Annotated in this window: 20 protein-coding genes, 1 tRNA gene and 1 riboswitch; of the genes, 14 read left to right on the top strand and 7 right to left on the bottom strand. The window is 40.9% G+C overall.

The features are described from left to right. The first annotated feature begins 6 nt into the window (after window positions 1-6). From ACTCNA_RS01330 to ACTCNA_RS01315, 4 genes are all read left to right on the top strand, one after another. Window positions 7-930 carry a hypothetical protein gene (locus ACTCNA_RS01330; RefSeq protein WP_462946093.1) on the top strand — a complete coding sequence of 308 codons (924 nt, stop codon included), beginning with the start codon at window positions 7-9 and terminating at the stop codon, window positions 928-930. Continuing rightward, window positions 927-1,436: a hypothetical protein gene (locus ACTCNA_RS01325; RefSeq protein WP_462946092.1), complete on the top strand. Its 510-nt coding sequence runs from the start codon at window positions 927-929 to the stop codon at window positions 1,434-1,436. Before ACTCNA_RS01330 ends, ACTCNA_RS01325 begins: the two co-directional genes overlap by 4 nt. Window positions 1,437-1,539: 103 nt before the next feature. Continuing rightward, the gene (locus ACTCNA_RS01320) at window positions 1,540-2,457 is read left to right on the top strand and encodes a hypothetical protein (RefSeq protein ID WP_462946091.1); all 918 of its coding nucleotides are present in this window, start codon (window positions 1,540-1,542) and stop codon (window positions 2,455-2,457) included. Next, a complete protein-coding gene (locus ACTCNA_RS01315; RefSeq protein WP_462946090.1) occupies window positions 2,444-2,671 on the top strand; it encodes a hypothetical protein in 228 nt (75 codons plus the stop codon). The genes ACTCNA_RS01320 and ACTCNA_RS01315 overlap by 14 nt, the downstream gene beginning before the upstream one ends. 90 nt (window positions 2,672-2,761) lie before the next feature. Here ACTCNA_RS01315 and ACTCNA_RS01310 read toward each other — a convergent pair whose 3' ends face one another. Both ACTCNA_RS01310 and ACTCNA_RS01305 read right to left on the bottom strand, forming a co-directional pair. Continuing rightward, window positions 2,762-3,847: a hypothetical protein gene (locus tag ACTCNA_RS01310; protein ID WP_462946089.1), complete on the bottom strand. Its 1,086-nt coding sequence runs from the start codon at window positions 3,845-3,847 to the stop codon at window positions 2,762-2,764. Window positions 3,848-4,384: 537 nt separating this feature from the next. After that, window positions 4,385-4,570 (bottom strand): hypothetical protein, encoded by a 186-nt coding sequence (locus ACTCNA_RS01305; protein WP_462946088.1) that lies wholly within the window; start codon window positions 4,568-4,570, stop codon window positions 4,385-4,387. A gap of 280 nt (window positions 4,571-4,850) precedes the next feature. On the opposite strand from ACTCNA_RS01305, the gene ACTCNA_RS01300 reads away from it, so the two are divergent. The 3 genes from ACTCNA_RS01300 (at window position 4,851) to ACTCNA_RS01290 (ending at window position 7,069) form a co-directional block, all read left to right on the top strand. After that, window positions 4,851-5,780: a hypothetical protein gene (locus ACTCNA_RS01300; RefSeq protein WP_462946087.1), complete on the top strand. Its 930-nt coding sequence runs from the start codon at window positions 4,851-4,853 to the stop codon at window positions 5,778-5,780. After that, window positions 5,777-6,055, top strand: coding sequence for a type II toxin-antitoxin system HicA family toxin (locus tag ACTCNA_RS01295; protein WP_462946086.1), 279 nt, complete (start codon window positions 5,777-5,779; stop codon window positions 6,053-6,055). The genes ACTCNA_RS01300 and ACTCNA_RS01295 overlap by 4 nt, the downstream gene beginning before the upstream one ends. A gap of 372 nt (window positions 6,056-6,427) precedes the next feature. Further along, on the top strand, window positions 6,428-7,069 hold the full coding sequence (locus ACTCNA_RS01290) for a DUF6266 family protein (protein WP_462946085.1): 642 nt from the start codon (window positions 6,428-6,430) through the stop codon (window positions 7,067-7,069). Between the two features lie 149 nt (window positions 7,070-7,218). Here ACTCNA_RS01290 and ACTCNA_RS01285 read toward each other — a convergent pair. Further along, window positions 7,219-7,292, bottom strand: a tRNA-Ile gene (locus ACTCNA_RS01285). A gap of 339 nt (window positions 7,293-7,631) precedes the next feature. Further along, window positions 7,632-7,744: riboswitch (SAM riboswitch) on the top strand. A gap of 221 nt (window positions 7,745-7,965) precedes the next feature. On the opposite strand from ACTCNA_RS01285, the gene ACTCNA_RS01280 reads away from it, so the two are divergent. The 7 genes from ACTCNA_RS01280 to ACTCNA_RS01250 all read left to right on the top strand — a co-directional run bounded on the left by ACTCNA_RS01280 (window position 7,966) and on the right by ACTCNA_RS01250 (window position 17,564). Beyond that, window positions 7,966-9,129, top strand: coding sequence for a homocysteine biosynthesis protein (locus ACTCNA_RS01280; protein WP_462946084.1), 1,164 nt, complete (start codon window positions 7,966-7,968; stop codon window positions 9,127-9,129). Continuing rightward, window positions 9,122-9,532 (top strand): NIL domain-containing protein, encoded by a 411-nt coding sequence (locus ACTCNA_RS01275; protein WP_462946083.1) that lies wholly within the window; start codon window positions 9,122-9,124, stop codon window positions 9,530-9,532. The genes ACTCNA_RS01280 and ACTCNA_RS01275 overlap by 8 nt, the downstream gene beginning before the upstream one ends. 55 nt (window positions 9,533-9,587) lie before the next feature. Then, complete coding sequence (locus ACTCNA_RS01270) at window positions 9,588-10,718, top strand: AAA family ATPase (protein ID WP_462946082.1); 1,131 nt, start codon at window positions 9,588-9,590, stop codon at window positions 10,716-10,718. Then, window positions 10,711-11,469, top strand: a complete 759-nt coding sequence (locus ACTCNA_RS01265; protein ID WP_462946081.1) for a UPF0280 family protein — start codon at window positions 10,711-10,713, stop codon at window positions 11,467-11,469. Before ACTCNA_RS01270 ends, ACTCNA_RS01265 begins: the two co-directional genes overlap by 8 nt. A 55-nt stretch (window positions 11,470-11,524) precedes the next feature. Further along, entirely contained in the window at window positions 11,525-15,196 is a 3,672-nt protein-coding gene (gene metH, locus ACTCNA_RS01260; protein ID WP_462946080.1) for a methionine synthase, read from the top strand. A 235-nt stretch (window positions 15,197-15,431) separates the two neighbouring features. Then, on the top strand, window positions 15,432-16,574 hold the full coding sequence (locus ACTCNA_RS01255) for an ATP-binding protein (RefSeq protein ID WP_462946079.1): 1,143 nt from the start codon (window positions 15,432-15,434) through the stop codon (window positions 16,572-16,574). A 45-nt stretch (window positions 16,575-16,619) separates the two neighbouring features. Continuing rightward, entirely contained in the window at window positions 16,620-17,564 is a 945-nt protein-coding gene (locus tag ACTCNA_RS01250; RefSeq protein ID WP_462946078.1) for a lysostaphin resistance A-like protein, read from the top strand. A gap of 8 nt (window positions 17,565-17,572) precedes the next feature. Here ACTCNA_RS01250 and ACTCNA_RS01245 read toward each other — a convergent pair whose 3' ends face one another. The 4 genes from ACTCNA_RS01245 to ACTCNA_RS01230 form a co-directional block, all read right to left on the bottom strand. After that, entirely contained in the window at window positions 17,573-19,438 is a 1,866-nt protein-coding gene (locus tag ACTCNA_RS01245) for a hypothetical protein (RefSeq protein ID WP_462946077.1), read from the bottom strand. Between the two features lie 111 nt (window positions 19,439-19,549). Next, window positions 19,550-21,937, bottom strand: coding sequence for a TIM-barrel domain-containing protein (locus ACTCNA_RS01240; protein ID WP_462946076.1), 2,388 nt, complete (start codon window positions 21,935-21,937; stop codon window positions 19,550-19,552). Between the two features lie 83 nt (window positions 21,938-22,020). Then, on the bottom strand, window positions 22,021-24,543 hold the full coding sequence (locus tag ACTCNA_RS01235) for a glycoside hydrolase family 2 TIM barrel-domain containing protein (RefSeq protein WP_462946075.1): 2,523 nt from the start codon (window positions 24,541-24,543) through the stop codon (window positions 22,021-22,023). Window positions 24,544-24,628: 85 nt separating this feature from the next. Beyond that, a complete protein-coding gene (locus tag ACTCNA_RS01230) occupies window positions 24,629-25,369 on the bottom strand; it encodes a hypothetical protein (RefSeq protein WP_462946074.1) in 741 nt (246 codons plus the stop codon). Window positions 25,370-25,502: the final 133 nt, after the last annotated feature.

Genomic DNA, 25,502 nt, shown 5'->3' with positions numbered 1-25,502 from the left:
TAAACTATGAAAATCGAATACGTCGACCGCAAAATCAATTATTTCGAAATTAAACCTATCCTTTCTGAAGGGAAATTACTTTCTGAATTTAATTCTGTTTTTAAAATAATTAAGCAACTCCAGGACACAAAACACCGAAATCGGTTTTTTGAACATGGAGCTAAAATGCTTTATATGACGGATATAAAATTTATGCCTGAATATAAGCATATAAGGGGAAAGCTTTTGAATATTAGAATGGATGTTTTCCCAGAATTAATGAATACGGTAAATGATGTTATTCGGGATATTGAAGCTGCTGAGTCCGAAGGAATAGTAGAATCAAGTCATTTCATACTTTCCTATAAAGACAATGATTTAATGCTTTCATTGGAGTTTAATCAATATGGCCCTCGCATAACAGATTTTACCGGCTACCTAACTAATAAAGGTTCAGCATTACAAATTTTTGAAAAAATCGACTTTTACCCAATGCAACGAGATGACCTCGATAGTTATCGAAAACGCATAAATAATATTTCAATGGTAACCGCAAAAGTTCATAAAGACAATTGGAAACGCATCCAGGACTTTGATAGAGAATTATTTGATGCATTTGAAACCAGTTCAAATGTTTCTGATGCAGAATATGTAACTTTGGTATTCAGTTACGATTATCGGGATTTACGTTCTTCCATGAAAATACGCTCCAAAGTTATGAATATCATAGGTAAGTTGATTAATGATAAGACGGCAACAAATGTTTTTAATACCTTAAAAGTTAAAGCGGAAGACGAAGCCCGGAATAACAGAATAAAGGAATTTGATTTACTGAATCTTTGGGTAAAAAGTGAAGTCAAAGTAGAGAAGAAACCGAAAAGCAGAGCAATTATAAGTGCTGATATTTTTCAAAAAATGCAAGATGAATTTTATAAAGAGTTTGCGCGATGACTAAATTATTAAACATCTACATAAAAAGGCCTCTGTTATATGATTTAGTTTTGTGTGTAGTATTTATAATAGTGGTGCAAGTTATTGAAAAACCGGGCAATACTATTTCTGCCATAAAAGCCGAATCCGCATTTTCTGATATGGTAAATACTTCTATATCATTAGCCGGTTTTATATTAGCTGCTTTAACCATTATTGTAACATTTAAAGACAATATTTCACACAAAGAAAATTCTCAGGATAAACCTAAAATTGCATTGAGTGGGTTAGAACTTCTTTTCAGCAGTAAACATTATAAACGAATAGTTGGTGTTTTTTCCTGGGCAGCATTCATTTTTGTTTTGCTGTTTTTTATTTTTTCATTGATAAAATTATTTCTCGACAAAATTCCATCAACTATTTACCTCGAAATTGTTATTTGCGGTATAGCTTTAATTTCATTGACAATTTTTCGCAGCTTATTAGTTCTTTATAAAGTAATTAAACTGCAAATAGGCAAGAATTAATAGCTTTGTTAATAATTAACAACTGATAGTGAATATATCACCCAGCGTTTCACGAAAAAAATGATTAAAATTTATTAATATTGAATATCCTTCATATTAGAATATGAAACATCATAAAAAAATCTGTCTTACTAGTTCACCACTTATTTGGGCTAAGGATAAAATAAATGTTGGCCTAAACCAAACAAACATGGTTTTGATTGCCTCGATTCCAGGCCTGTTTGGGCTATTTGGATTAATTGCAAATGCATATACTATATTTAGATTAAAGCCAGAAGATTTAACACTGACATTGCTTTGGTTTTTATTTGTTTATGGATTGCTTATTTCTGTAGTTATAGTCTTCCATCAGCGAGCGCTATTGCGTATGAAAAGAGATAGAAAAACATTCAATACTATTCATAAAAAGATAGTTGAAAAAATTAGAGAATACTTAACAAAAAGGAGAAATATAGAGATGTCATCTGAAAGAATTGAAGATTTCATTAAAGACATTCTATCCTCATTTAATGACAATTATATGAAAACTGTTCATAGGGACAAAGTATCAGCTTCTGTTAAATATTTGTTTGATGGTAAACTTTATCCGATTAGAGTAGGTGGCGATTCAATGATCAGGGATAAAGCTCCTGAACCATCTACTGATTCACCTGTTTATAATTCATTAAGTAGAGCTGGTGTGATGCGCAATTATCTATATGTAAAGAACATTTCAAAAACTGATGATTATGAATTACAAGCACTAGGTGATGAAATAAATAATTTAAAAGCTCGTTGTGAAGACAAATACTCAACCTTTATTGCATTGCCTATAAGAGCAGCTGAATTGAATATTAAAAATAGTAAATTTACAGCTCAAAAGGATCTCGGTCTAGTTGGCTTTGACCTTATGGAAAAATATGGATTTGGTAATCTTGATAATTATCAATTAGATATTATGGCATGTTTAGCAGATTCTTTGGCAGAACCTTTAATGGATTTAATAGAAAAGAAAAAAGAGGAAATCAATGAAAACAAGTAGCATTAAAAAGTTAAATGAATTACCCGTGGAATTTTTAACATCATTCCTTGATTTTTTGGAAGATGAAGAAAATTTTAAGTTTGTTTCTAATCAGATTGGGAATACTGGTGTAATTGTGGAAATGGATGGCTATCAGCTGTCTATTCAAACTACAAATGAATTAAAACTAATAAAAAGTGAACTTGAAGCAATCGATGAAAGAGAACTTGCTTAGCTTGTTAATTCATTTTGTCACACTTTTTGTTTGCCTACCCGCAAATAACACATTACTTTCGTGCCACAAATCAAAAAGCTATTCCAGCCCTTAAAATGGTTTTGTTTCCATTTTCAGTAAAATGCTTTCCATCTTTCCCAATTTTGAATAACTATATGGAAACACCTGGCCTTTAATGATTTCAAGTATTTGTATCTTTTCATCCACATTGGGTTCATCCGCACTCCCACCATCAATAACATTACCTGATATCAATTCATTTAGCTGTATTGAAGTTGCAGATGTCATTTCAAACTTACTTTTTAATTGTTGACACAATCCTTTGGGATTATTTTCTTTTACCGGCAAAACGATGTTATGAAATTCACCTTTTGATTTAGTTTTATTTAAGTCGATATGTGTCGTTTGATATACAATACCGTCAATGTCCTCTTTATTTCTGACCCACTGTAATAACAACTGTGGTATTATATATTCCGGTTTGAATGTATCATCTTGTTTATTAACCTTAATTGAAGTTGAAAAAATAAGTGGCCAGAGCATTAAGTAGCTATATCGTCTTTTAGGTGTGATATGTTCTTCGGTAGGCGGAACTAAATTTAATACGTAAATAGAATCTATATTTTTAAGTCTAACTACCTGAAAATCATTCATATTAGGTCTTCCTAATTCTTCCCAGCAAACATAGACCGTATTACCAAGATATAATGATGGAAATCCAGGAATACTGTATCGTTGTGTTTTTACTTTTCCTCTTAATTCAAATGGTATATGAAAAAAATTATCCGCTGGTAATGCAAAGTTCTCTTTATGTCTTCGTATTCTATAAAAACTGGTCTCAGGTAAAAATCTTTTTTGATACATTAAATATTCAAAATTCTTTTCTTTACTTTTTAAACCTCTTTTTAAACTATTAAGAGCACTCGCTGGTTTTCCGTCATAATAATAATCGATTGCATTATTTATTTGTCTTATTAAGTGTTTTTGCCTATTAATAATAGACTCCAGCGTATATTCTGGAATATCTTCAAAATATTCATTTGTTTTTGCTAACTCGTTCAGCTTGTTTAAAAAGTCATCCAATGTTTCTCTAACATACGTTTTAAAATCCTGATTTTCAAGTCTTGTTTTAGGCAAACTGAAAAATTCGTTTGAAGTGAAGTTTGAAATATTCATTTTGTCTTGTATAAGTTTAATTATAAGCAAATATAAATATTGTCATAAGAAAAACAGGACTGGTTATTTTCGCCAGTCCTGTTATAATTGATTACGCTCGAATTTTACATGTCCAGTTAGGATAATTATCGTCCTTGCATCTGTTATTTTCCCATTGTAAAGGTTGCAAATTCGTCAAATTGTCACTACCACCTTTTAATAAGTATTTCATGTTTGTTATTATTTTATTGACACAAGCACTACAGTTCTGATTGGTATTGATTATTTTTAGACTTTATTATAAAATCAATGAAATGTCATTGAAATTCGGAAATAAATTAAAAGGACTTGAGCGTTATCTTCATTATTCATTCTCTTGTTTGTTATCAATGATGTTTTCGCCAAATCATACAAGAATATTTCCTTGGTGGCAAATAATTGGGGTATTATGCAAAGTAGCCGCGCGTACTATGATGTCTGGCATTCCAATACAACAATTCCGTCAATTTCCCCTCCTCCCTTTCAGCGGTGCAAAAAATAAAGCATTGAATGTATGTGCTAAAAAATCCATGTGCTTGCGGCAGGTTCATTCACTCCATTCAACCGCTCGCCAGACACTACATTCCGCCATGCTTCATTTCGTGTTCTGTCTCGCTTTTTCATTCCGTTCATTTCACCAGCCTCGGCACCGCGCAGTAAACGCATTCCCTTAACTACACTCCACAAATCCCTCCCTCCCGTCATTCCGGGGTTTGGTAATTTACTATTCCGTTTTCCACAAATAAATTTCAATCCACCACAAAACACCTTAATCAATAAACCCTATGCCTTCAAACCGTAAATTCCTTAAACCCCTCCATTCCTGCCATCCGATTTGTTCCGTTCCGTTAAGTCCATGCCTTTACTTTTTCCTCCCCGCACTTTTCATTAATGCTTTATTTTTTGCGAAATTGTTCACCCCGGTTTCTAAAGTCAATTTCACCTTACTAGTTAGATTATATCTTAGAATTATTAAATTAGCATCATGAAAATTGATTTAAACTCAGGAGCATATCTTCAAATTAGTGGTGAATTAGGTAAATATAATTCGCTTCCTATTGATAGTTTAGTTAAAATAGCTCAAGAGTTTCAAAACTTAATTTTTACTATTGCCAAAATCGATTTGCCTTCTGATAATGCGATTGACCTTAACAATTTCAAAATTGAACTCACCGGTTTTAAAAAAGGGAGTGCTGTCCCGCAATTTGCTTATTCTTCCAGAGCAGAGAATAAATCAGGTATTAATTGGAGCATATATCGCAGTGATGTCAATACAAAAGTTGAAAAAATACTTGAAATTGCAAACATAGGTGATTATTCCAAAATCGTGGATTTATATCCTGTCCCGGCGGTTCGCAATCCAATTGTTGAAAATTTGTACTCCTTCACAAATTCATTTGGTAATTCGCCAGCTCATTTTGTTAATATTGATTCAAAAAATAAAATTGTACCCATCTTTAAAATTCATAAATTAAAATCCAAAGTAAGAGATTCCCTCCTGGGGGAAATTAAAGAACCTCTTACTACTCCGTTAATCAGCGAAGGTGTTGGTAAAATAAAAAAATCAAAAACCGTAGGTGGTAAATCACGGTCAACCATTGTTACCTTTTATCCTGATAAAGATTTTTCTATTGAATATGCCCCTGAAGTTATTGTTTTTGAGTCTTTAAAATATATTTTACGTTATCCTCTACGATGCCAATTTAAGAAAGAAGAGGACTATTATTTTATTCAGTCTGAAATTTTAGGTATAGTAGGTACAGGTCGTACTGAGAAAGATGCTATGCTTTCTTTTGCTGAAGAGTTTAATTTTGTTTACAACAATCTTAATTCACTAAACAATAATGAATTAACTGAAAATAATATATTCATTAAAAATAACATTAATCATATAGTTCTTAAAATTGAAAAATGAGTGTGTTAGACCCTAAAAAAACTTATAGAAATTTAAAGAAAAAAGGTTTCGTACCTTCAAATGGTGACCATAAATATCTAAAGTTATTCCACAATGGTAAATACGTTCTTCATACAAAAATAAGTCATGGTAATAAAGACTTAGACAATTACCTTATTAAACAAATGTCAGTACAATGCAAATTATCAAAAGATGAATTTATTGAATTGGCAACTTGTCCTTTATCAAAAGAAGCGTTCCTAAAAATTCTTGGGAAAAAAGATTATTTGAAGTAACAATGATTAATTGCCCGCTTAGGCAAATTTAATCCACAGGGCTGAAACTCCCAAAAGACTACGGCATAAACGCACAAGCCCACCCACAAATCCATTTATTCCGTTTCCTTTTGTCTGTTTCAGCCCTTTCCGTTTATTGGTGCCTAAGCGTTCAATTAAGCATCACACTGCAATTCCCATTCAAAATTTCAGGCTTTAATAACAATCAAAAGCAAACAACGGCATCCTAAACCAAAAGTAAACGATTGGCTGAATTTTGCAATAACTTGCAAATGCTTGAGAGGGTTAAGGCCATGTTAACTCCGTATCAAGTCCAAGTAAAAAATTTATAATACAGAAAATGATTTTATCAACCTTTAAATTAAAGAAAACATGGGAACGATTAACCAAGGTATTTTAGGCGGCGTTTCCGGCAAGGTCGGGAATGTAGTAGGTGGTAACTGGAAAGGCATCGATTATTTGAGGATAATGCCTGCCAGCGTAGCAAATCCGCAAACAGAAGCACAGATGGACCAGCGGTCAAAATTCATTACCGTTATAAACTTCTTACAGCCGGTAAAAGATTTTGTAAAAGTCGGCTTTAAAAATTACGCAGTTAAAATGACCCAATTCAACAGCGCAATGTCTTACAATTTGAAAAATGCAATTACAGGAACTTATCCAAATTATGTTATTGATTATTCAAAAGCATTGTTAAGCCGCGGAGGATTATCCCCAGCTTTGAATGGGACTATTAATTCAACCGTAGCTGGTTTAGTATCTTTGGAATGGGACGATAATTCCGGGGAAGGTAGCGCAACCTCAACTGACAAATCATTATTAGTTGTATATAATGCAACTAAAAATGAAGCTGTATTCATTTTGCAAGGAGCAAATAGAGTAACGGGTGTAAATGAAGTTACTGTTCCAAATAGTTATTCCGGCGACACTGTTCAAGGATTTATAGCGTTTATCAAAGAAGATGGCAGTGAAGTTTCAAATAGCAAATTTGTTGGGGAAGCTGTTGTTGCATGATAAACATTAAAAAACACGCAGTTAAAAACCGTCTTTTTTAGGCGGTTTTTTTATTCTCTTTTCTGTTCTTTTTGGTTCCTTTTGTATGTATCTTGTATGTATCAAATAAAAAAAGCAGCTACATACATTTGTAACTGCTTGATTTTCTGTGGGCCCAGCTGGGCTTGAACCAGCGACCCCCTGATTATGAGTCAGGTGCTCTAACCAACTGAGCTATAGGCCCGAATGTTTTTATTTAATTATTCTCTATTTCAATAATCAGTGTTTTTTATTGACCCCCTGATTATGAGTCAGTCCCGAGTACTCGGGATAACCAACTGAGCTATAGGCCCGGAATAGTTTAAAGTTTCAGGTTTCGAGTTGAAAGGAAAGACTTTAAACTCACCAAAAACTTTCTACGATTTTCGGAGTGCAAGTTTACAACTTTGTGCGAAAATACACAAGCAAAATTTCTGAAAACAAAGAACCCGGCACACTTTTCTTTTTCAAAATCAAAAATATTTGATTTCCCGAAAAATCAGCTAACTTTGTAATATATCAAATATTCTTCGCACAGGGTGTTTGATTATACAGAAGAGTGGAGAGATCGGGCTCTGCGAAACTCTGGCAACCAACCGTCTGTCGGCTGACGGATGACAAGGTGCCAATACCCGGCCGGAAACGGAATTATAATTGAAACGCTATCATGAAACAACTGCATTACAAATTATTTTATTCCACATATTTGCATGGGGCAAATATGTGCATGCGCCGGCGGTTTTAACCGCATTACAGAAAATTACCATTGTTATTTATCATTATTACGATATTGAAGAAAGAAGACAAGAATAAAAGCCCAATGATTCCTTCAGCAGGCATCTCCGGGCTTCCGTCTTCCGACTTCCAACTTTTTTATTATGCAAAAAATTAAAACCTACACAGAAATTAATCAGAAACTCAAAAGCGGCAAAGCTGTGGTACTAACTGCCGAAGAAGTTTCAAAACTGGCACAAACAGCCAGCCCGGAAGAGATTGTTGAAAAAGTAGATGTGGTTACCACTGCCACCTTTGGCGCGATGTGCTCATCCGGTGCCATAATCAATTTTGGCCATGCCAGCCCCCCCATCCGCATGGAAAAGATCAGGCTGAACGGAGTTCCTTGTTATGAAGGGCTGGCTGCTGTGGATTCCTACATCGGCGCAACGGCCTGCAATCCCGACAATCCTGAATATGGCGGTGCACACGTTATTCAGGACCTGCTGGAAGGGAAAGATGTGCTGCTGGAAGCATGGGGCAAGGGAACCGACTGCTATCCGCGAAAACATATCCTCACCAAAATAAACATCGACACCATTAACGAATTTACGCTTTTCAACCCTCGAAATGCCTACCAGAACTACAACGTGGCCGTGAACACCACAAAAAAAATGATTCATACTTACATGGGAACATTGCTGCCCAATCTTCGGAATGCAACCTATTCCACCTCAGGCGAATTGAGCCCGCTCCTGAATGATCCGGATCTCAGAACAATCGGCATTGGCACGCGAATATTTCTGGGTGGTGCCCAGGGATTTGTAATTTGGAACGGCACTCAGTTTCACACCACCAAACCGAAAAATGAGTTCGGCGTTCCGGTTACCAATGCTGCCACAATTTCGGTAATTGGAAATCTGAAAGAGATGTCGCCCGGGTACATTCAGGGCGCTTATTACGAAAAATACGGCGTGAGCATGTTCGTAGGAATCGGGGTTCCAATTCCGATTTTGGATGCCGATATTGCCCGCCGCGTTTCAATCAGCAACAGTCAGATAGAAACTTCGGTACTCGATTACGGAACCGTGGGACAGCCCAAACTGGGGCAGGTTACTTATGAAGAATTGCAATCGGGATTCATAAAAATAAAAGGAAAGAAAGTACGGACAGCACCAGTGGCCAGTTTATCGAAAGCACGTAAAATTGCCGGGGAACTGAAAGAGTGGCTGCAAAACGGCCGGTTTGAAATTTCACAGCCGGTGCAGCATTTTCCTCAAAATACTTCGCTGAACAGTTTAAAAGAAACGGAGGCCGACAATGATTAAAAAAAGATACATCCTGAATTTTCCACCCGAGAGCGGCGACAAAGCTTTTACCTATCACCTCGTAAAAGATTACGACATTCGTATTAACATTCTCAAAGCTGAAGTTTTCCCCGGGAAAATAGGAAGCTTACTGCTTGAACTTCAGGGCAAAAGAAATAATATTGAGAATGGGGTAAAGTACATTCAATCGCATAAGATTACATGTAAACCACTCGATAAACGCATTCATTTTAAAGAAGAAAAGTGTATCGATTGCGGCAACTGCACCGCCGTGTGCTTTGCCGGCGCGCTCACCATGAACAGGGAAACCTGGGAACTGGAATTCGACAAAAACAAATGCGTGGTTTGTGAGTTATGCATCCCGGCCTGCCCACTAAACCTGTTTGAAATTGATTTCAGGTAAAACTTTAAATAATTTTTTATACCTTTGGGTATAATACCAAATAGTACAATACCAAATGGTAAAAAATATTTCGCCTTTTCGATTTGGTCAGGTTGTTGAATCTAACTCATTCATCAACAGAAAAGATGAGTTCGTTTTGCTCGAACAAAATTTACTCAATGGAAACCATCTGATTATTATTTCACCTCGCAGGTACGGCAAAACATCATTGATACATAAATTTATTATTAATAAGAAAGATGAACCTGAAATCATCCATTGCCTGATAGATTTATTCAGTATCCGTAGTGAAGAAGAGTTTTATGAAGCATTTGCGCTGGAAATTATTAAGGCAACAGCCGGGAAACTGGAGGAATGGATTCAAAATACAAAATCATTTTTTAAAAATTTAGTCCCGCGAATTTCAATTGGCGCTGACCCGGTAGTCGATTTCTCCGTTTCGTTTGATTTGAAAGAAATAAAAAAACATAAATCTGAAATACTGAATCTGCCTTCCGTAGTTGCGCAAAAAAAACAAAAACGGATTATTATTTATATCGATGAATTTCAAAATATTGGAACATTTAAAGACAGTCTGAATTTTCAAAAAAACCTGCGATCGGTATGGCAAAAACACCAAAATGTTTCCTACTGTTTTTTTGGGAGCAAACGACACATAATGCTTGAAATATTCAATAAAACGGAAGCTCCCTTTTACCGTTTCGGTTCGCTCTTAATTTTAAACCGGATTGACCGGAAACACTGGGAGGATTTTATCGTAGCTGCGTTTGAAAGAACAAATAAAAAAATCAGCAGGGAATTGGCAGATGAAATGGCTGACCTGATGAAAAATCATCCGCACTATGTGCAACAGTTGGCACATTTTACATGGTCTTTCACCACCAAAAAAGCCTCCCGCGAAACCGTTAAAAATGCACTTGAATTTATGCTCAACTCCAATTCTCCACTTTTTATTAAAATTGTCGAGGAGTTGAGTGTTATGCAAATTAATTTACTAAAAGCGATCTCAAAGAGAGAAAAACAACTGACATCCCAGGAAGTTATGAGAAATTACAACATAGGAACTCCGCGCAATGTACTCAAAAACAAAGCTGTTCTTGAGGGGAAAGATGTAATTGACGTTACACCTGATGAAATATTTTTTATCGATCCGCTTTTTGAAATCTGGTTCAAAAAATATGTTTAAGAAAAAATACGAATCAAGGGACTACCGTTATAAATTTAACAAAGAACGTTTTAACGGTATTGAGGTGAGTTACCGGGAAACCGATTTGTGGATTGGCATCGATCCGGAGTCTTTCAAACCCGGGATAAAAGAAGTGGCGCTGAATAAAATAAAAGAATTACGCGATAAACTCGACAACTACATTCAATCCGAACCTTTTTTCAAGAAAAGCCTGAAACCGTTTCAACCCGATGAAAATGCACCCGAGGAAGCAATTGAAATGGCTCAGGCAGCCGGCAATGCCGGAATCGGCCCAATGGCAACAGTGGCAGGACTCTTTGCCCGCGAAGTGGGGAATGAAATTATTCAGAACTTTTCGGTTGAAGAGTTGGTTATTGAAAACGGCGGTGACATCTACGCTAAATTGAACAATGAACTTTTGTTATCCGTATTTGCGGGTGATTCTCCGTTATCAGAAAGAATTGGGCTAAACATTACAACAGAAATAAGCCCGCTGGGAATTTGCACATCGGCAGGAACAGTCGGGCCTTCACTGAGTTACGGAAAAGCCGATGCAGTAGTTGTGGTTGCAAAAGATGTACTGGTTGCCGATGCTTTTGCCACCGCTTTTGGAAACAAAGTTAAATCGCCAAATGATGTGGGAAAAGTTATCAACGAGGCAGAAAAATATCCGGAAATTTTATCGCTTTTGATTGTTTGTGAAGATAAAATCGGGGTAAAAGGTAATTACGAAATAAAAATATTGAAATAAAGAAGCCCCTCCTAACCTCCCCTAAAGGGAGGGAAAAGAGAGAAAGTTAAAAAATATGACAAACATAAAAAAAGACATCAAAAAAGAACTGGCAAACCGTGTATTGGTGATGGACGGCGCAATGGGGACACTAATTCAGGAGCATAAATTGACGGAAGCAGATTACCGGGGTGAGAAGCTTAAAAATGCGGAACACGATCAACAGGGAAATAACGACATCCTTTCGTTGACGCATCCTGAAATAATTTCTGCGATTCACGAAAAATACCTGGATGCGGGCGCGGACATCATTTTAACCAACACGTTCAATGCCAACCGTATTTCGCAGGCTGATTACAACACGCAGGATTTAGTGTATGAAATGAACAAAGCATCGGCCAAAATTGCCCGCGAAGCAGCAGATAAATTCACTAAAAATAATCCTGAAAAACCCCGGTTTGCAGCCGGCACTCTCGGCCCGACCAACAAAACGCTTTCGCTTTCTCCCGATGTAAACGACCCGGGTTACCGTGCCGTTACATTCGACGATATCAAAACCGCTTACCGCGAACAGGTGGAAGGCCTCATCGACGGGGGCGTTGATTTGATTCTTATTGAAACGATATTCGATACCCTGAATGCCAAGGCAGCCATTTTCGCTGTTGAAGAGGCTTTGGAAGAACGCGGAATACGGCTGCCGCTAATGATTTCGGGCACCATTACCGATGCCAGCGGCAGAACACTTTCGGGACAAACGCTCGGTGCGTTTCTGAATTCGCTCTCGCACATCGACCTGCTGAGTATTGGGTTGAACTGCTCGCTGGGAGCCAGCGAACTGGAGCCCTACGTGAAAGAACTGTCGCAAAAAGCACCATTTAATATCAGCGCCCACCCCAATGCAGGACTGCCCAATCAGTTTGGCGAATATGATGAGACACCTGAAATTATGAGTGCTCACATAAAAAATTACCTCGACAACAGTTATGTCAATATCATTGGCGGTTGTTGCGGAACCACACCCGATCACATCCGGGAATTCGCCAAAATGGCTGCAAAGGCAAAACCACATCATTTAGCCGACAAAAACAGCAACACAAAACTAAGTGGCCTCGAACCGGTAGAACTCACCAGCGAAACCAATTTTGTGAATATTGGCGAGCGATGCAATGTGGCCGGTTCGCGCAAATTTGCACGTCTTATCCGCGAGCAAAAATACGAGGAAGCGCTGGCCATTGCCCGCGATCAGGTGGAAAACGGCGCGCAGGTTATCGATGTGAACATGGACGATGCCATGCTCGATGCCGAAAAAGAGATGGTTACTTTTCTGAACCTGATGATGGCCGAACCCGATATTGCCAAACTTCCCGTAATGGTCGACTCCTCAAAATGGAACGTAATTGAAGCCGGGCTGAAATGTTTGCAGGGAAAAGCAATCGTTAATTCCATCAGCCTGAAAGAAGGCGAAGAAAATTTTATTGAACAGGCAAAAAAAATAAAACGCTATGGTGCTGCTGTTGTGGTGATGGCTTTCGATGAAAAAGGCCAGGCCGATTCGTATGAACGACGAATCGAAATTTGCCAGCGCGCCTACAAAATCCTGACTGAAAAAGTAAATTTCCCGCCGCAGGATATTATTTTCGACCCCAATGTGCTGACCATCGGAACCGGAATCGAGGAACACAACAATTATGCTGTCGATTTCATAGAAACAGTAAAATGGATCAAGGAAAACCTGCCGTTTGTCAAAACCAGCGGGGGAATCAGCAATGTCTCCTTCTCGTTCAGGGGAAACAATGTGGTGCGCGAAGCCATGCATTCAGTTTTCCTGTTTCACGCCATTAAGGCGGGGCTCGACATGGGAATCGTAAACCCGGGAATGTTGCAGATTTATGATGAAATTCCGAAAGAGCTACTCGAAAAAATAGAAGACCTCGTACTGAACCGCAGGCCAGACGCAACGGAGCGCTTACTCGAATTTGCCGAAGACTACAAAAGCGAAGGCAAAAAAGAGGAGAAAAAAAATGTGTGGCGCGAAAAACCGCTGGAAGAACGGATTTCCCACTCGCTTGTAAAAGGAATTCCTGATTTTGTTGACGAAGACATGGCCGAAGCCATTAAAATATACCAGCCGGCACTGAATGTTATCGAAGGTCCGCTGATGGACGGGATGAACATTGTGGGGGATTTGTTTGGCAGCGGCAAGATGTTTCTGCCACAGGTAATTAAATCGGCCCGCGTGATGAAAAAAGCAGTGGCCTACCTCCTGCCCTACATCGAAGCCGATAAAGCCAAGATGAAAGATACCAGCAAGCAGAAGAAAGTGTTGTTGGCCACAGTGAAAGGCGACGTGCACGACATCGGGAAAAATATTGTGGGAGTGGTTTTGGGCTGCAACAACTACGAAATCATCGATTTGGGTGTAATGGTCCCCACCGAAAAAATACTGGACACCGCACAAAAAGAAAAAGTGGACATCATTGGCCTGAGCGGATTGATTACTCCGTCGCTGGAAATTATGGTGGACATTGCCAAAGAAATGGAACGGCGGAAAATGGATTTGCCGCTGCTGATAGGCGGTGCCACCACATCAAAAATTCATACTGCGGTGAAAATCGCACCTGAATATTCGCACCCGGTTGTGTATGTTAAAGATGCATCGCTGGCGGTGAATGTGGTTTCAAACTTAATCAGCAAAAATGAAAACTACATTCAAAAAATAAAAGATGACTACAGCCAGATACGTGAATTCCAGGGACAACGCAAACCCAAAGAATACCTTACACTGGAACAGGCGCGCGAAAACAAACAGCAAATTGACTGGGACAGTTCGCCCCTCTACAAACCCAATTTTACCGGGGTGAAACACCTCGTTGATTATCCGTTAGAAGAATTGCGCGAATACATCGACTGGACCTTCTTTTTCCTCACCTGGGGAATGAAAGGAATCTATCCGCAAATTTTTGATGACGAAAAACAGGGCGAACAGGCGCGGAAATTGTATGCCGAAGCCAACGAATTTCTGGATGAAATAATCGAAAAGAAAATGTTGCAGGCAAATGCTTCATTTGGCATCTGGCCAGCCAATGCTGACGGGGACGATGTCGTTCTTTTTGAGGATGAAAACCGGCAAAAAGAAATCGGTCGTTTTTTACATTTCCGCCAGCAGGAGAAGAAAAAAGGAGGTTCACCCAACCTCTGCCTCTCCGATTTTGTAGCTCCAATACATTCCAATAAAGCGGATTACGTAGGTGGATTTGCCACCACAGCCGGCATTGGCATTGAACCATGGAAAAAGGAATTCCGCAAGGACCACAACGACTACAAAGCCATTATGCTGGAAGCGCTGGCCGACCGGCTGAGTGAAGCGTTTGCAGAGTTGCTCCATTTGCGTGTACGCAAGGAGTTCTGGGGCTATGCACCCGATGAAAACCTTTCGCACGAAGAACTGCTGAAAGTGAAATACCAGGGAATCCGCCCGGCACTTGGTTACCCGGCCTGTCCCGAACATTCTGAAAAAGAAAGCCTTTTTAATCTACTGAAAGCTGAGGAGATCGGCATGAAACTGACGGAACATTATGCCATGTATCCCAACGCCTCTGTTTCGGGGCAGTATTTTGCACATCCCGAGTCGCGCTATTTCAGCCTCGAAAAAGTGGGCCGTGACCAGGTGGCCGATTATGCCCGCCGCAAAAGGAAACCGGTGGAGTTTGTGGAGAAATTTCTGCCAACTAATTTGAATTACAAGTAAAGCCCCCTCCGTATCCCGCCAGCTGGCGGGGAGGGAAAAAAAAGGTGGCCGACTTTTGCTTCATAAGTCAAATGAAAGTGTCAAATAAGAAATAATTATTACAGTTTTACCTTGAAATCCTAAAGTTAGATTTTAGGATTTCAAGGTTAATTTTTGTTATTTACTATGAAAATCTAAAGTTGAACTTTAGAATTTCACAAAATTTATCTATATTTGATACAAATAACAAAGAAAAATGGAAATTTTCAGGCCTGATTTTTTAAAAGAAATTGAAATTTCAATTCAGCATAATCCGGTTACGGCGATAATGGGGCCGCGGCAATGTGGAAAAACGACCCTGGCCCGAGTTGTTGCCCAATCAACAGAAAGTACCATTTTCGATTTGGAAGACCCGGCAGATTTCGATTTGCTAAGTAATACTCCAAAAATTATTCTGCAGCAACAAAAAGGGTTGGTCATTTTAGATGAAATCCAGCGTATTCCCGGGTTATTTCCCCTTCTCCGCGTTTTGGCCGATGAAGCTGACTCCACCAGAAAATTTCTGATACTCGGCAGCGCTTCTCCCGAATTAATTCAAAAATCATCGGAAAGCCTCGCCGGACGAATTGGATTTATTAATCTTACAGGATTCAAGTTGAATGAAGTAGGGACTGAAAACCTGGAAAAGCTTTGGAAACGCGGTGGTTTCCCCCGCTCCTACCTTGCATCGGATGATAACCAAAGTTTTTTATGGAGAGAAAATTTTATTCAGACATTTCTGGAAAGGGACATTTCAAATTATGGATTCAACATACCTGCTGTAACATTGCGACGATTCTGGCTGATGCTTGCGCATTATCATGGTCAGGTTTGGAATGGCGCTGAATTTGCCCGTTCGATGGGAGTTTCGGAGCCTACTGCAAAAAAATACCTCGATATTCTTACCGGCACATTTATGATACGCCAGCTTCAACCCTGGCATGAAAATTTAAAAAAAAGGCAGGTAAAGTCCCCCAAAATTTACATCCGCGACAGCGGCGTATTACATGCCCTTTTATCGCTCGAAGAAGATAAAATATTCACGTACGTAAAAGTTGGCGCTTCGTGGGAAGGATTTATAATTGAACAGCTTCTTCAACAATTAAAATCACGTGATTATTATTTCTGGCGGACACACTCAGGCCTGGAACTCGATTTGATGGTATTAAAAAATGGGAAAAAACTGGGCTTCGAAATTAAATTTTCTGAATCACCGAAAGTGACCCGTTCCATGCATTCTGTTGTTGAAAACCTAAATCTCGATAAACTTTACCTGGTTTACAGAGGTGAACGGAATTTGATGCTGGCCGAAAACATTTATACGCTGCCGGCAGAAGATATTCCCGGACAGAAGTTTTAATGGCCTTTTTCCAATAAAAACTATCTTTGCCTCAAAATTTTTAATATGGCTTTTACTGCTTTTCGGGGAATGAAACCGTTCCCGCAACTAATGTTTTCGGCATTTGTAATTATTGTAAGCTTTTTGCTGTTCCTGCTCCTTTCGCTGGTGGCGGCCATCCCGCTTTTCGGCCTCGATTCGATGATGAGTATTCCTTCCGCAAGCAATCTGAGCGATCCGGAGAGCATTAAAATGCTTAAATACTTTCAGGTTGTTCAATCCATCGGATTATTCATAGTTCCGCCAATTATACTGGGCTGGCTGTTTAAAGGAAATATTATAAAATACCTGAACCTCCATAAAAATGTAAACGGAGCTTCAATTTTGCTGGTTACTTTGCTAATTATTTTTGCGCTTCCACTCATCAATTTTATTGGCGAGTGGAATAACGAGATGCAGTTTCCTGAGTGGCTTCGTGGAGTAGAACAATGGATGCAAAACGCCGAAGAGAATGCCGCTGAACTTACGGAAGCATTTTTAAAAGTTGAAACAACGGGAGGACTGATCTTCAATCTTTTTATGATCGCATTCTTGCCGGCCATTGGCGAAGAGTTACTTTTCCGAGGTGTAATTCAGCGGATTTTTGCACGAATGACAAAAAATCATCACTGGGGAATTTGGATTGCAGCCTTTCTTTTCAGCGCGCTGCATATGCAGTTTTATGGTTTTGTACCTCGTTTGTTACTGGGAGTTTTATTTGGCTACCTGCTGATATGGAGCGGTTCGATGTGGCTGCCAATCATCGCTCATTTTGTAAATAATGGTTTCGCGGTGATTGCCATTTATTTGGTCGATAAAAATATTGTTGATCCAAGAGTGGAAAGCATCGGTTCCTCCCCGGATGAATACCTCGCCATCGGTTTCAGCCTGGTTGCAGTGGTACTGATAATGTGGCTCATTAAAAAAGAGAACCGAAAAAATGCATTCGGCTCCCTTCAATCAAACAAGTAAATTATTTTTCAGAAAGTAAACGCCCTGAATGAGTGCGGTTTAATTGTCACTTCAAAAACCGTAATATCTTCACCCATCTTCCGGTTTCTGAAAACAGGTGCTTCGCGCAGGATCCCTTCAATTTCTTCTCCCGAAGCAACATCGGTAATTTCAACACCAGTTTTATCCAGCAGAACACTCACTGTAACTTCTTCATCCAAAAATGAATGCACCACAAACGAGTTGTTGTCGTAAACAAAAAGGCTCACTTCACCGGGGCCTTCCAACTGAACATCGAGGTTGCCGGCCACAGTTTCGCGCAACCAGTTCAACACATTTTCAGGTAATATGTACAAATCGATAAAATTGTCGGGAATGGTCCAGACAAAAAACTTTCCTTTTGAATAATCTGCCGAATGCAGAAGGGGCCAGCCGTTTGTATCGTCGAGTGCTGAAATAATCTCCCACGAATCATTGGTCAGGTAATTGATTTGCGGAATGAGAATTTCTTTATCGATGGAAGTTGTCGGTCCCCAGCCCGCAGCAAATTTCTTCACATTCGCTTTGCGGTCGGTTACCCGCAGTTCCACGATGTCTTCAATTCCCTTCCCTTCCATCGCCTTATAAAAGCCGGATGTGACTACTACATTTCCGCCACGTTTTAGTTGAGCTTTAATTTTTCCAACGATGTCCGGATCGAAAGAAGCAGTTTGCGTAAGAAGCACAACCGGTTCATCTACCGGAAATTCGGGTACAATCTCAACCGGAATTCCAATCATTCCGAAATAGTTTTGCAGGAAATCCTCTCCCACGGAATGAAATGGTTTGTAACTTTTCACTCCCACCGGATTTCCCAACGCCCCTAAAACTTCATCCACAATCTCGAGCGAGTAACCGGCTGCGCGTGCCATTGTCACCGGTTGAAAAGTGTTGCCGTCTTCCAGTTCAACCGGCTTTTTCATTTCGTCGAAATCAAAAATTCCCTGCCACTCAGGCCTCAGGTTTTCCCGCAGCGGATAACGCATTTGCCGGATATCGAAAAGCGTAATTTCAGGCGCTTTGGCAAACAATGTGAGCCAGAGTTGTTCGGCATACCGATCCATGTAGCGCAGGCCGCCGGTATCGACCCAGCCGCCGCGGTTCTCACCGGGTTTCAGGTTTTCGAAATACCTGAAAATGGCATAACTTAGGTATTGCTGCAGATGCTGATTCCCGGAGCGGTCGCGGGTTTCGGTGCCGGTGTACAAGCCGTCGAAAAGGGCCGGCTCCTCTTCCAGATTAAAGCCCAACCCCTGAAAATGCTCGTACCAGTTGGGGTACTTAATCACCACATCAACATCAGGATTGACCGCTTTTGCCGGATTAATCACCAAATCGACTGCAGCATTCCGCATCAGTTGCAAACGGTAATCAGTCCAGCTCAGGTCGCCTTTCGCTTCGATGCACAAATCACATTTGCAACTGGTAAAAAAGAAATCGTCAAGAATAAACTCATCGAAATGTTTTGCTGTATGTTCTGCAATTTCCTGCACCTTTTTTCGATGTTCGGGGTTGGAATAGCAAAATGTTTCGAAGTTGTTGCTTTCATCGATGGTGTAAGTGATTCCCCCGCCCACTTCAATTCCTTTTTCGCGGAAAAATTTTTTGGCAAACTCCAATGTTTCGTCGCTAACAATCAGCAGGTCGCGATGGGTTTCCAGGTAAATTTTATCTACATGCACCTGTTTCGACAACGTGTCCCAAACCGATTCGAGCCAGCCAGGTTGTCCCATTTTTTCAACTTCGTAAGCGCGGCAATAAACGGCTACATCAAAATTTCGGTATTTCTGTGCAAATGCCCCGGTACAATAAAAACCAAAGAGCATTGCCAATAAAATCGTTCGCAGTTTTTTCATGATTTTTAGTTTAGTTATTAAAATAAAACAGACAGTTGTCTAATTCTGAATTTGTGAACTTTGAGCCTTCTTCACAATGGAACACAAAGTTCCTTCAATAAAAATTATTTATTAATTCACTTTAAATTTCACTCCTTTTTCCTCTAAAGGATTTGAATTCAGCTTAAATGAATTACCTGATTTATTCAGGTTCACTTCAACCAATTGCTGGTCTGAAGGCAGGCAAACATAACCGCTGGCCGACTCAGCATCGGCGGCAAATACTTTTAGCTCCAGCTCCGACCAGTCCATATTTTGCGTGGATTGTGCCAGTTTAATGTGCGGAATCACGGCACCATCGCGCACGAGCACAACTACCGGAATTTCGCCGGCTTCGATGTAGTGCCAGCCCTCTTCATATACTTTGCCGGTCTGGTAATCAATCCATTTTCCATCGGGCAGATACACGTCGCGGCTGGTTACACTTTCAAAAAGCGGGGCCACCAGCATGTCTTGTCCAAACAGGTATTCATCGTCGATTAGCCACGAACCTGCATCATCCGGGTATTCAACAAACAATGCGCGCATCATTGGCAGGCCGTTTTCGCTGGAGTGTTTGGCCTGCGCATAAATGTACGGCATCAGTTTGTAACGCATTTCGGTTGCCCGGCGGAATGCATCGTTGAAACTTTCGTTGTACTCCCAGGGTTCTTTTGGCGGCGCTCCGTGTGTGCGCGAATGTGAAGACAACAAACCAAACGGCAGCCAGCGGCGGTAAATATCTTCGGGTGTGCGTTGCACAAAACCGCCGATATCGTGGCTCCAGAACGTAAATCCTGAAAGTCCGATGGAGAGACCGGCTCTCAAAGTAGCAGCCATGGCAGTGTTGGTATTCGCGGCATCGCCTCCCCAGTGCAGCGGATAACGCTGGCTTCCGGCCCAGGTGGACCGCGCCCAGATAATGCTTTCGCCGGTCACTTCTTTGGTGATATCGGCCACCGCTTTGTTGTAACGCAGCGGGTATAAATTGTGCTCGTAAAACCCGGTTTTGCCAGAAGCATATAATCCGTCAACAGGCGCTGCTTCGCCAAAATCTACTTTAATGGCACCAACGCCCAAATCGAGCAATCCCTTAATTTTATTCTGGTACCAGTTGACTGTTTCCGGATTGGAAAAATCGAGCACAGCATCTTCATACGGGACATTTCCTTTATTATTTTTTACGTACAATCCTTTATTCAGAATTTCCGGGAAGAGATCATTTTTCGGCACAAAATAGGGCAACTGCCAGAGGCTCACCTTGAATCCCATGTCATCCAAATCGCTGATCATGTCTTCGGGATCGCTGAAACGCGACGGTGCAAACTTGTAATCGCTGCGCCAGTCCACTTCAAACCAGCCGGTATCGAAATGAATCACATCGCTCGGAATACGGTTTTCGCGTAACTGTGCGGCCACCCTCCGGCCATCTTCTTCCGAAAAATAGGTGATGCGGCTCATCCACAATCCAAACGACCAAAGCGGCGGCATTTCAGGTTTTCCTGTCAGACTGGTGTATTCATCCAAAATGTCTTTCGGTTCGCCCAGAAAAACAAACAGGTCGAGCGCTTCGTCGCCAATCATCAGAGACATCGTGCCGTTAAAATATTTGCCAAAATCGCAGGTAATGGGCGACGACGTGTGCATAAACATGCCGTAGCCGCGACTGCTCATAAAAAACGGGATGGGCTTGTACATCGATTCATTTTGCACCCCGTTTGCATCGTCGGTCCACAACACCACTTTTTGTCCGCGTTTGTTTAAGGCTTTGAAATTTTCGCCGGTGCCGTAGATTTTCTCGCCGGGCGACAGGCTGAAAACAGCATTCATGCTCCTTGAATAATCAGAAGAACGGCGCACGAATGAAAACGGATTTACCGGTGTGTAGGTTCCCTGGTTATCCGAAGGATGATTGGTTTTGGTAAGCAGCTTTCCATCGGCATCATAAAACTCAACATGCCACGGAAACTCGCGAACGATAACCGCTCCGAACGGACTGGTGTATTTGTGCCCGTCTTTAATTTTTGAATATTTCCATGAATTATCTTCGGGGGCAAATCCGTTTACCAGCATTAGCGATTCTTCTTCCGGGCCCACTTCCACACCCGATTTCATGCGGATTCGAACTGTTCTGGACGAAACAAATTCCAGTACAAATGGCAGTTTCGGATGGGTTTCATATTCCACTCCCGGGAACTCGTTCCCATCCACCGGTGTCAATCCGGCCAGCATATTATTGAATGCCTGCCGTGTTTGAAAAGCATGCCGCATCCACTTTACTACTCCCTGGCCGGTTTCAGGATTGAACGAAATGAGGCTGTCGGCCACAAAATACGAGTTGCCAAAATTGTAAAAATCTTCGCTGATATCCACCGGGTCGTTGAGTAACCGGTGATTTTCTGCCGGTGATGAAAGTGGCAGTTGTGCAAAAATTTCGGAAGTGCCCAAAAGCAAACTTAAAAGAATTACTAATTTCTTCATTTTTATCTGTTTTTATTTTATTTACTCATTTTTTAACGCTGACAGGTCCGACGGATGCTGTCAGGTTTTGAAAGAAAATTCCTTTAATTCATTCTAATTTTCACGCTCGTTGAATCCATACCTTCGGCTGAAGCTGTTAATGTAACATTTCCGGGATTTTCGCCGGCTTTAATCACAACCAAACATTTCCCGTTGAACGCATCTATTTCTTTGCCTTTCAGAGGTTGATGTCCTACCGGGTTTCCGTTGTCCACACCAAAAATTTCAGCATTTCCTTCTACTGAAAACTGAATTAAATTTCCGGCATTTGGCACAAAATTCCCTTCTTCATCGAGCACTTCAACGGTGATAAACGACAAGTCATAGCCATCTGCAGAAATGGTTTTCCGGTCGGGAGTTACTTTTAACTGTGCTGGATCGCCGGCAGTTTTAATTTCTTTTTCCAACACTACTTTGCCGTTTTCGCGCGAAACAGCTTTCAAAATCCCAGGCTCGAACGGAACGCGCCACATCAGGTGCAAATCATCGGGGCCTTTGGTTTTTGCGCCAAGCGATTTGCCGTTCAGAAAAAGCTCTACCTCCGGAGCGCTTGAATAGGCCCAAATGTCCACTGTATGACCAGGCTCCCAGTTCCAGTGCGGGAAAACATGCAGCACATTTTTGTCGGTCCACTCGCTTTGGTACATGTAGTAAATGTCTTTTGGAAAGCCTGCCAAATCGATGATTCCAAAATAGGAACTCCGCGAAGGCCACCAGTAAGGAGTGGGCTCGCCGAGATAATCGAAGCCGGTCCAGATGTAAGTGCCGGCAATGTAGTCGTATTTCTTCACAATTTTCCAGCTCTCCTCGTGGGTCGATCCCCAGGGAACGTGGCAGTTGTCGTACGAAGAGCACTGCTGTTCTTCGTTGCCGTAAGGTTTGCCGGTGGGCGGGTAACTGTCGGGCCAGATATACATGCTGTCGGACGGCATTTGGTAAAAACCACGCGACATCAGCCCGGAAGTGGATTCGCTTACAAGAAAAGGCTTTCCGGGGTAATTTTCAGGAAAATCGGCAAAACTTTCGTGGTGATAATTGAAGCCGTAAATATCGAGCGCACCAGATTGAAACAGGTTGTTCCAGGGATTCACTTCGTTACAACCGGCGGTAACCGGGCGTGTGGGGTCGAGTTCTTTCACAATATTCGCAAGCTTGTTGGTAAGCAAGGAATTTACCGACATCTCGCCGGAATTGATTACGCTTTCATCCATATTCTTTTCAAAATTCAGGAGATGATTGGCTTCCTGAATATTGAGCGTGTCCGCATCTACATGCTCCCACTGCTCGAGTACTTCGTTGCCGATGCTCCACATCATTACCGAAGCGTGGTTGCGGTCGCGCAAAATATGATCGGTCAAATCGCGTTCATGCCATTCCGGGAAATAGCGCGAATAATCGTACTCGGTCTTTTCTTTGCGCCACATGTCGAAAGTTTCGTCCTGCACCACAAATCCCATTTTGTCGCACAACTCGAGCAGCTCGGGAGCCGGCGGATTGTGCGCGGTGCGGATGGAATTGCAGCCCATTTCTTTCAGGATTTCGAGTTGTCGCTCAATGGCACGTTTGTTAACAGCCGCGCCCAGACAACCCAAATCGTGGTGGTTGCAAACGCCCAACAGTTTCACATGTTCGCCGTTCAGAAAAAATCCCTTTTCCGCGTCGAAACGGAAGGTGCGGATTCCGAACGTCGTTTCATAAGAATCTGTCAGTTTGCCTTCTTCAGTGTAAACTTCAGAAACAGCCTTGTACAACGCCGGATTTTCGATGCTCCACAAATCGGGATTTTCCACCTTTAGATTTTGCTGATAAACCTTTTTCTCACCTGCGCCAACAGGTTGCGCCAATTCAGTTTCGGTTACCAGGTTATTATCCGGACTGTAAATCAGTGTTTTCAAAGTCACATTGCTGATGTCGGGCAACTGATTTTCCAAAGTAGTTTCCACCGACACCGTAGCGCTCTCACGGCTTACATCGGGTGTAGTAATGTATGTTCCCCAGTGACCGACAAAAATCCGGTCGGTTTTCACCAGCCACACATTCCGGTAAATCCCGGAGCCGGAATACCATCGTGAATTGGGCTGTTCGGAGTTATCGACTTTCACGGCCAGCACGTTTTCCTCATCGCCGTAATTAAGATACGGAGTCAATTTGTAGCGAAAAGAACTGTATCCGTAGGGCCGCATTCCGAGGCGATGGCCGTTAATCCACACTTCGCCTTTTTGGTAAATGCCATCGAAATCGATGAAAAATAGTTTTCCTTCATCAGAAGGCGGAAGTTTGAACGTTTTGCGGTACCAGCCAATTCCGCCGGGCAGCGCTCCGCCACCGGGCGATGCAGGATGTTCTTCACTAAATTCACCTTCGATACTCCAGTCGTGCGGGAGATTTAACACCCGCCAATTGGAATCATCAAAATCAGCAGCGAAAAAGTTTTCGGAATTGTTCAGTGTGAATTTCCAGTCGGTGGTAAAACGGGCACGCTCGCGGGGATTTTGTTCCTTTTTGGGATTGCAGGAACTTAGAAATGAGAAAATAAAAACACCAATTATCAGCCGGTAGTATTTCATTTTTACAGGTTTTGGTTACCCGCAAAAATATAAAAATGCATCAAATGTTATTGTTATCTATACAATATAATACCTTTAAAAATGGTTAATTAAATTCGAATAGCAAATCAACCTGCAGGTCTTCCATCCTCAATTTTTTCTTTTCGTTTCTGCGGAAGACGTAAACAACTCCATATTCCTGCGCTATTTGCCTACGGTGTTTTGGTGTATTGGCAGGTACATTTTCTTCAATTTCGGTCCACAATTTACTGATAAAATCATTTGTGGTTTTCCGCAATTCCTGCATTTTATCGTACGAGCGTAAAGTATTTCGCTTCAGGTTGTGCTGAAAAATAGCCGCATCCTTAAAATCTTCAACTTTTACTTTTACGAGGGCAATTGAAGGATTATAAAAAGGGCTTCCTCCATTTTGCATACGCTTTTGTTCGCCTTCAATTATTTTCCATCCCCAGTCCAGCACTTCTTTTTCATTGGCAAGAGACGGGAGTTTCATTTCCAAATCCTGCAAACCATAAAATGCAAGCATCTCACTTTTAATTTCCTCGCGCTCAATGCTCATGTACAACATTTGGATAAAATGCGATATGTACAACCGGGCCTTATCCATTGCTGCTTTGTAATCCCCGATTTTGTCAGATTCAATTTTTGTATCCAATTCGTAATGCTTCAGGTGATTCTCAAAAGCAGTTTTCACGTTTTTCAGTTCATAAAGGGTTTGTTTTGAGAATGCCAGTTTTTCGGAATTTTGCTCTGAAGCAATATTAAGCGCAGCCTCCAGCGCGCGGATCCTGGCTTTATCGGTAGTTGGCAAACGACGGTAGGGCATAATTCATTTTTTAGTGTTATGCGAAGTTATGGATTTAAAATATATGTTTAGTGTATTCGCACAACAATTTATGCACATTCAATTGTGAATTAAAAAACGAAAGCCTTCCCGTTTCCGGAAAGGCTTTACTATT

The sequence above is a fragment of the Tangfeifania sp. genome (assembly GCF_055108615.1).
Note: the sequence above shows the minus strand (reverse complement) of the source record. Positions and strands in the feature narration are given on the sequence as shown.

Excerpts from the sequence above, each read along its gene's own strand:
- ACTCNA_RS01330 (WP_462946093.1), top strand. The coding sequence starts at position 7 with ATGAAAATCGAATACGTCGACCGCAAAATCAATTATTTCGAAATTAAA.
- ACTCNA_RS01325 (WP_462946092.1), top strand. The coding sequence starts at position 927 with ATGACTAAATTATTAAACATCTACATAAAAAGGCCTCTGTTATATGAT.
- ACTCNA_RS01320 (WP_462946091.1), top strand. The coding sequence starts at position 1,540 with ATGAAACATCATAAAAAAATCTGTCTTACTAGTTCACCACTTATTTGG.
- ACTCNA_RS01315 (WP_462946090.1), top strand. The coding sequence starts at position 2,444 with ATGAAAACAAGTAGCATTAAAAAGTTAAATGAATTACCCGTGGAATTT.
- ACTCNA_RS01310 (WP_462946089.1), bottom strand. The coding sequence starts at position 3,847 with ATGAATATTTCAAACTTCACTTCAAACGAATTTTTCAGTTTGCCTAAA.
- ACTCNA_RS01305 (WP_462946088.1), bottom strand. The coding sequence starts at position 4,570 with ATGACGGGAGGGAGGGATTTGTGGAGTGTAGTTAAGGGAATGCGTTTA.
- ACTCNA_RS01300 (WP_462946087.1), top strand. The coding sequence starts at position 4,851 with ATGAAAATTGATTTAAACTCAGGAGCATATCTTCAAATTAGTGGTGAA.
- ACTCNA_RS01295 (WP_462946086.1), top strand. The coding sequence starts at position 5,777 with ATGAGTGTGTTAGACCCTAAAAAAACTTATAGAAATTTAAAGAAAAAA.
- ACTCNA_RS01290 (WP_462946085.1), top strand. The coding sequence starts at position 6,428 with ATGGGAACGATTAACCAAGGTATTTTAGGCGGCGTTTCCGGCAAGGTC.
- ACTCNA_RS01280 (WP_462946084.1), top strand. The coding sequence starts at position 7,966 with ATGCAAAAAATTAAAACCTACACAGAAATTAATCAGAAACTCAAAAGC.
- ACTCNA_RS01275 (WP_462946083.1), top strand. The coding sequence starts at position 9,122 with ATGATTAAAAAAAGATACATCCTGAATTTTCCACCCGAGAGCGGCGAC.
- ACTCNA_RS01270 (WP_462946082.1), top strand. The coding sequence starts at position 9,588 with ATGGTAAAAAATATTTCGCCTTTTCGATTTGGTCAGGTTGTTGAATCT.
- ACTCNA_RS01265 (WP_462946081.1), top strand. The coding sequence starts at position 10,711 with ATGTTTAAGAAAAAATACGAATCAAGGGACTACCGTTATAAATTTAAC.
- metH (WP_462946080.1), top strand. The coding sequence starts at position 11,525 with ATGACAAACATAAAAAAAGACATCAAAAAAGAACTGGCAAACCGTGTA.
- ACTCNA_RS01255 (WP_462946079.1), top strand. The coding sequence starts at position 15,432 with ATGGAAATTTTCAGGCCTGATTTTTTAAAAGAAATTGAAATTTCAATT.
- ACTCNA_RS01250 (WP_462946078.1), top strand. The coding sequence starts at position 16,620 with ATGGCTTTTACTGCTTTTCGGGGAATGAAACCGTTCCCGCAACTAATG.
- ACTCNA_RS01245 (WP_462946077.1), bottom strand. The coding sequence starts at position 19,438 with ATGAAAAAACTGCGAACGATTTTATTGGCAATGCTCTTTGGTTTTTAT.
- ACTCNA_RS01240 (WP_462946076.1), bottom strand. The coding sequence starts at position 21,937 with ATGAAGAAATTAGTAATTCTTTTAAGTTTGCTTTTGGGCACTTCCGAA.
- ACTCNA_RS01235 (WP_462946075.1), bottom strand. The coding sequence starts at position 24,543 with ATGAAATACTACCGGCTGATAATTGGTGTTTTTATTTTCTCATTTCTA.
- ACTCNA_RS01230 (WP_462946074.1), bottom strand. The coding sequence starts at position 25,369 with ATGCCCTACCGTCGTTTGCCAACTACCGATAAAGCCAGGATCCGCGCG.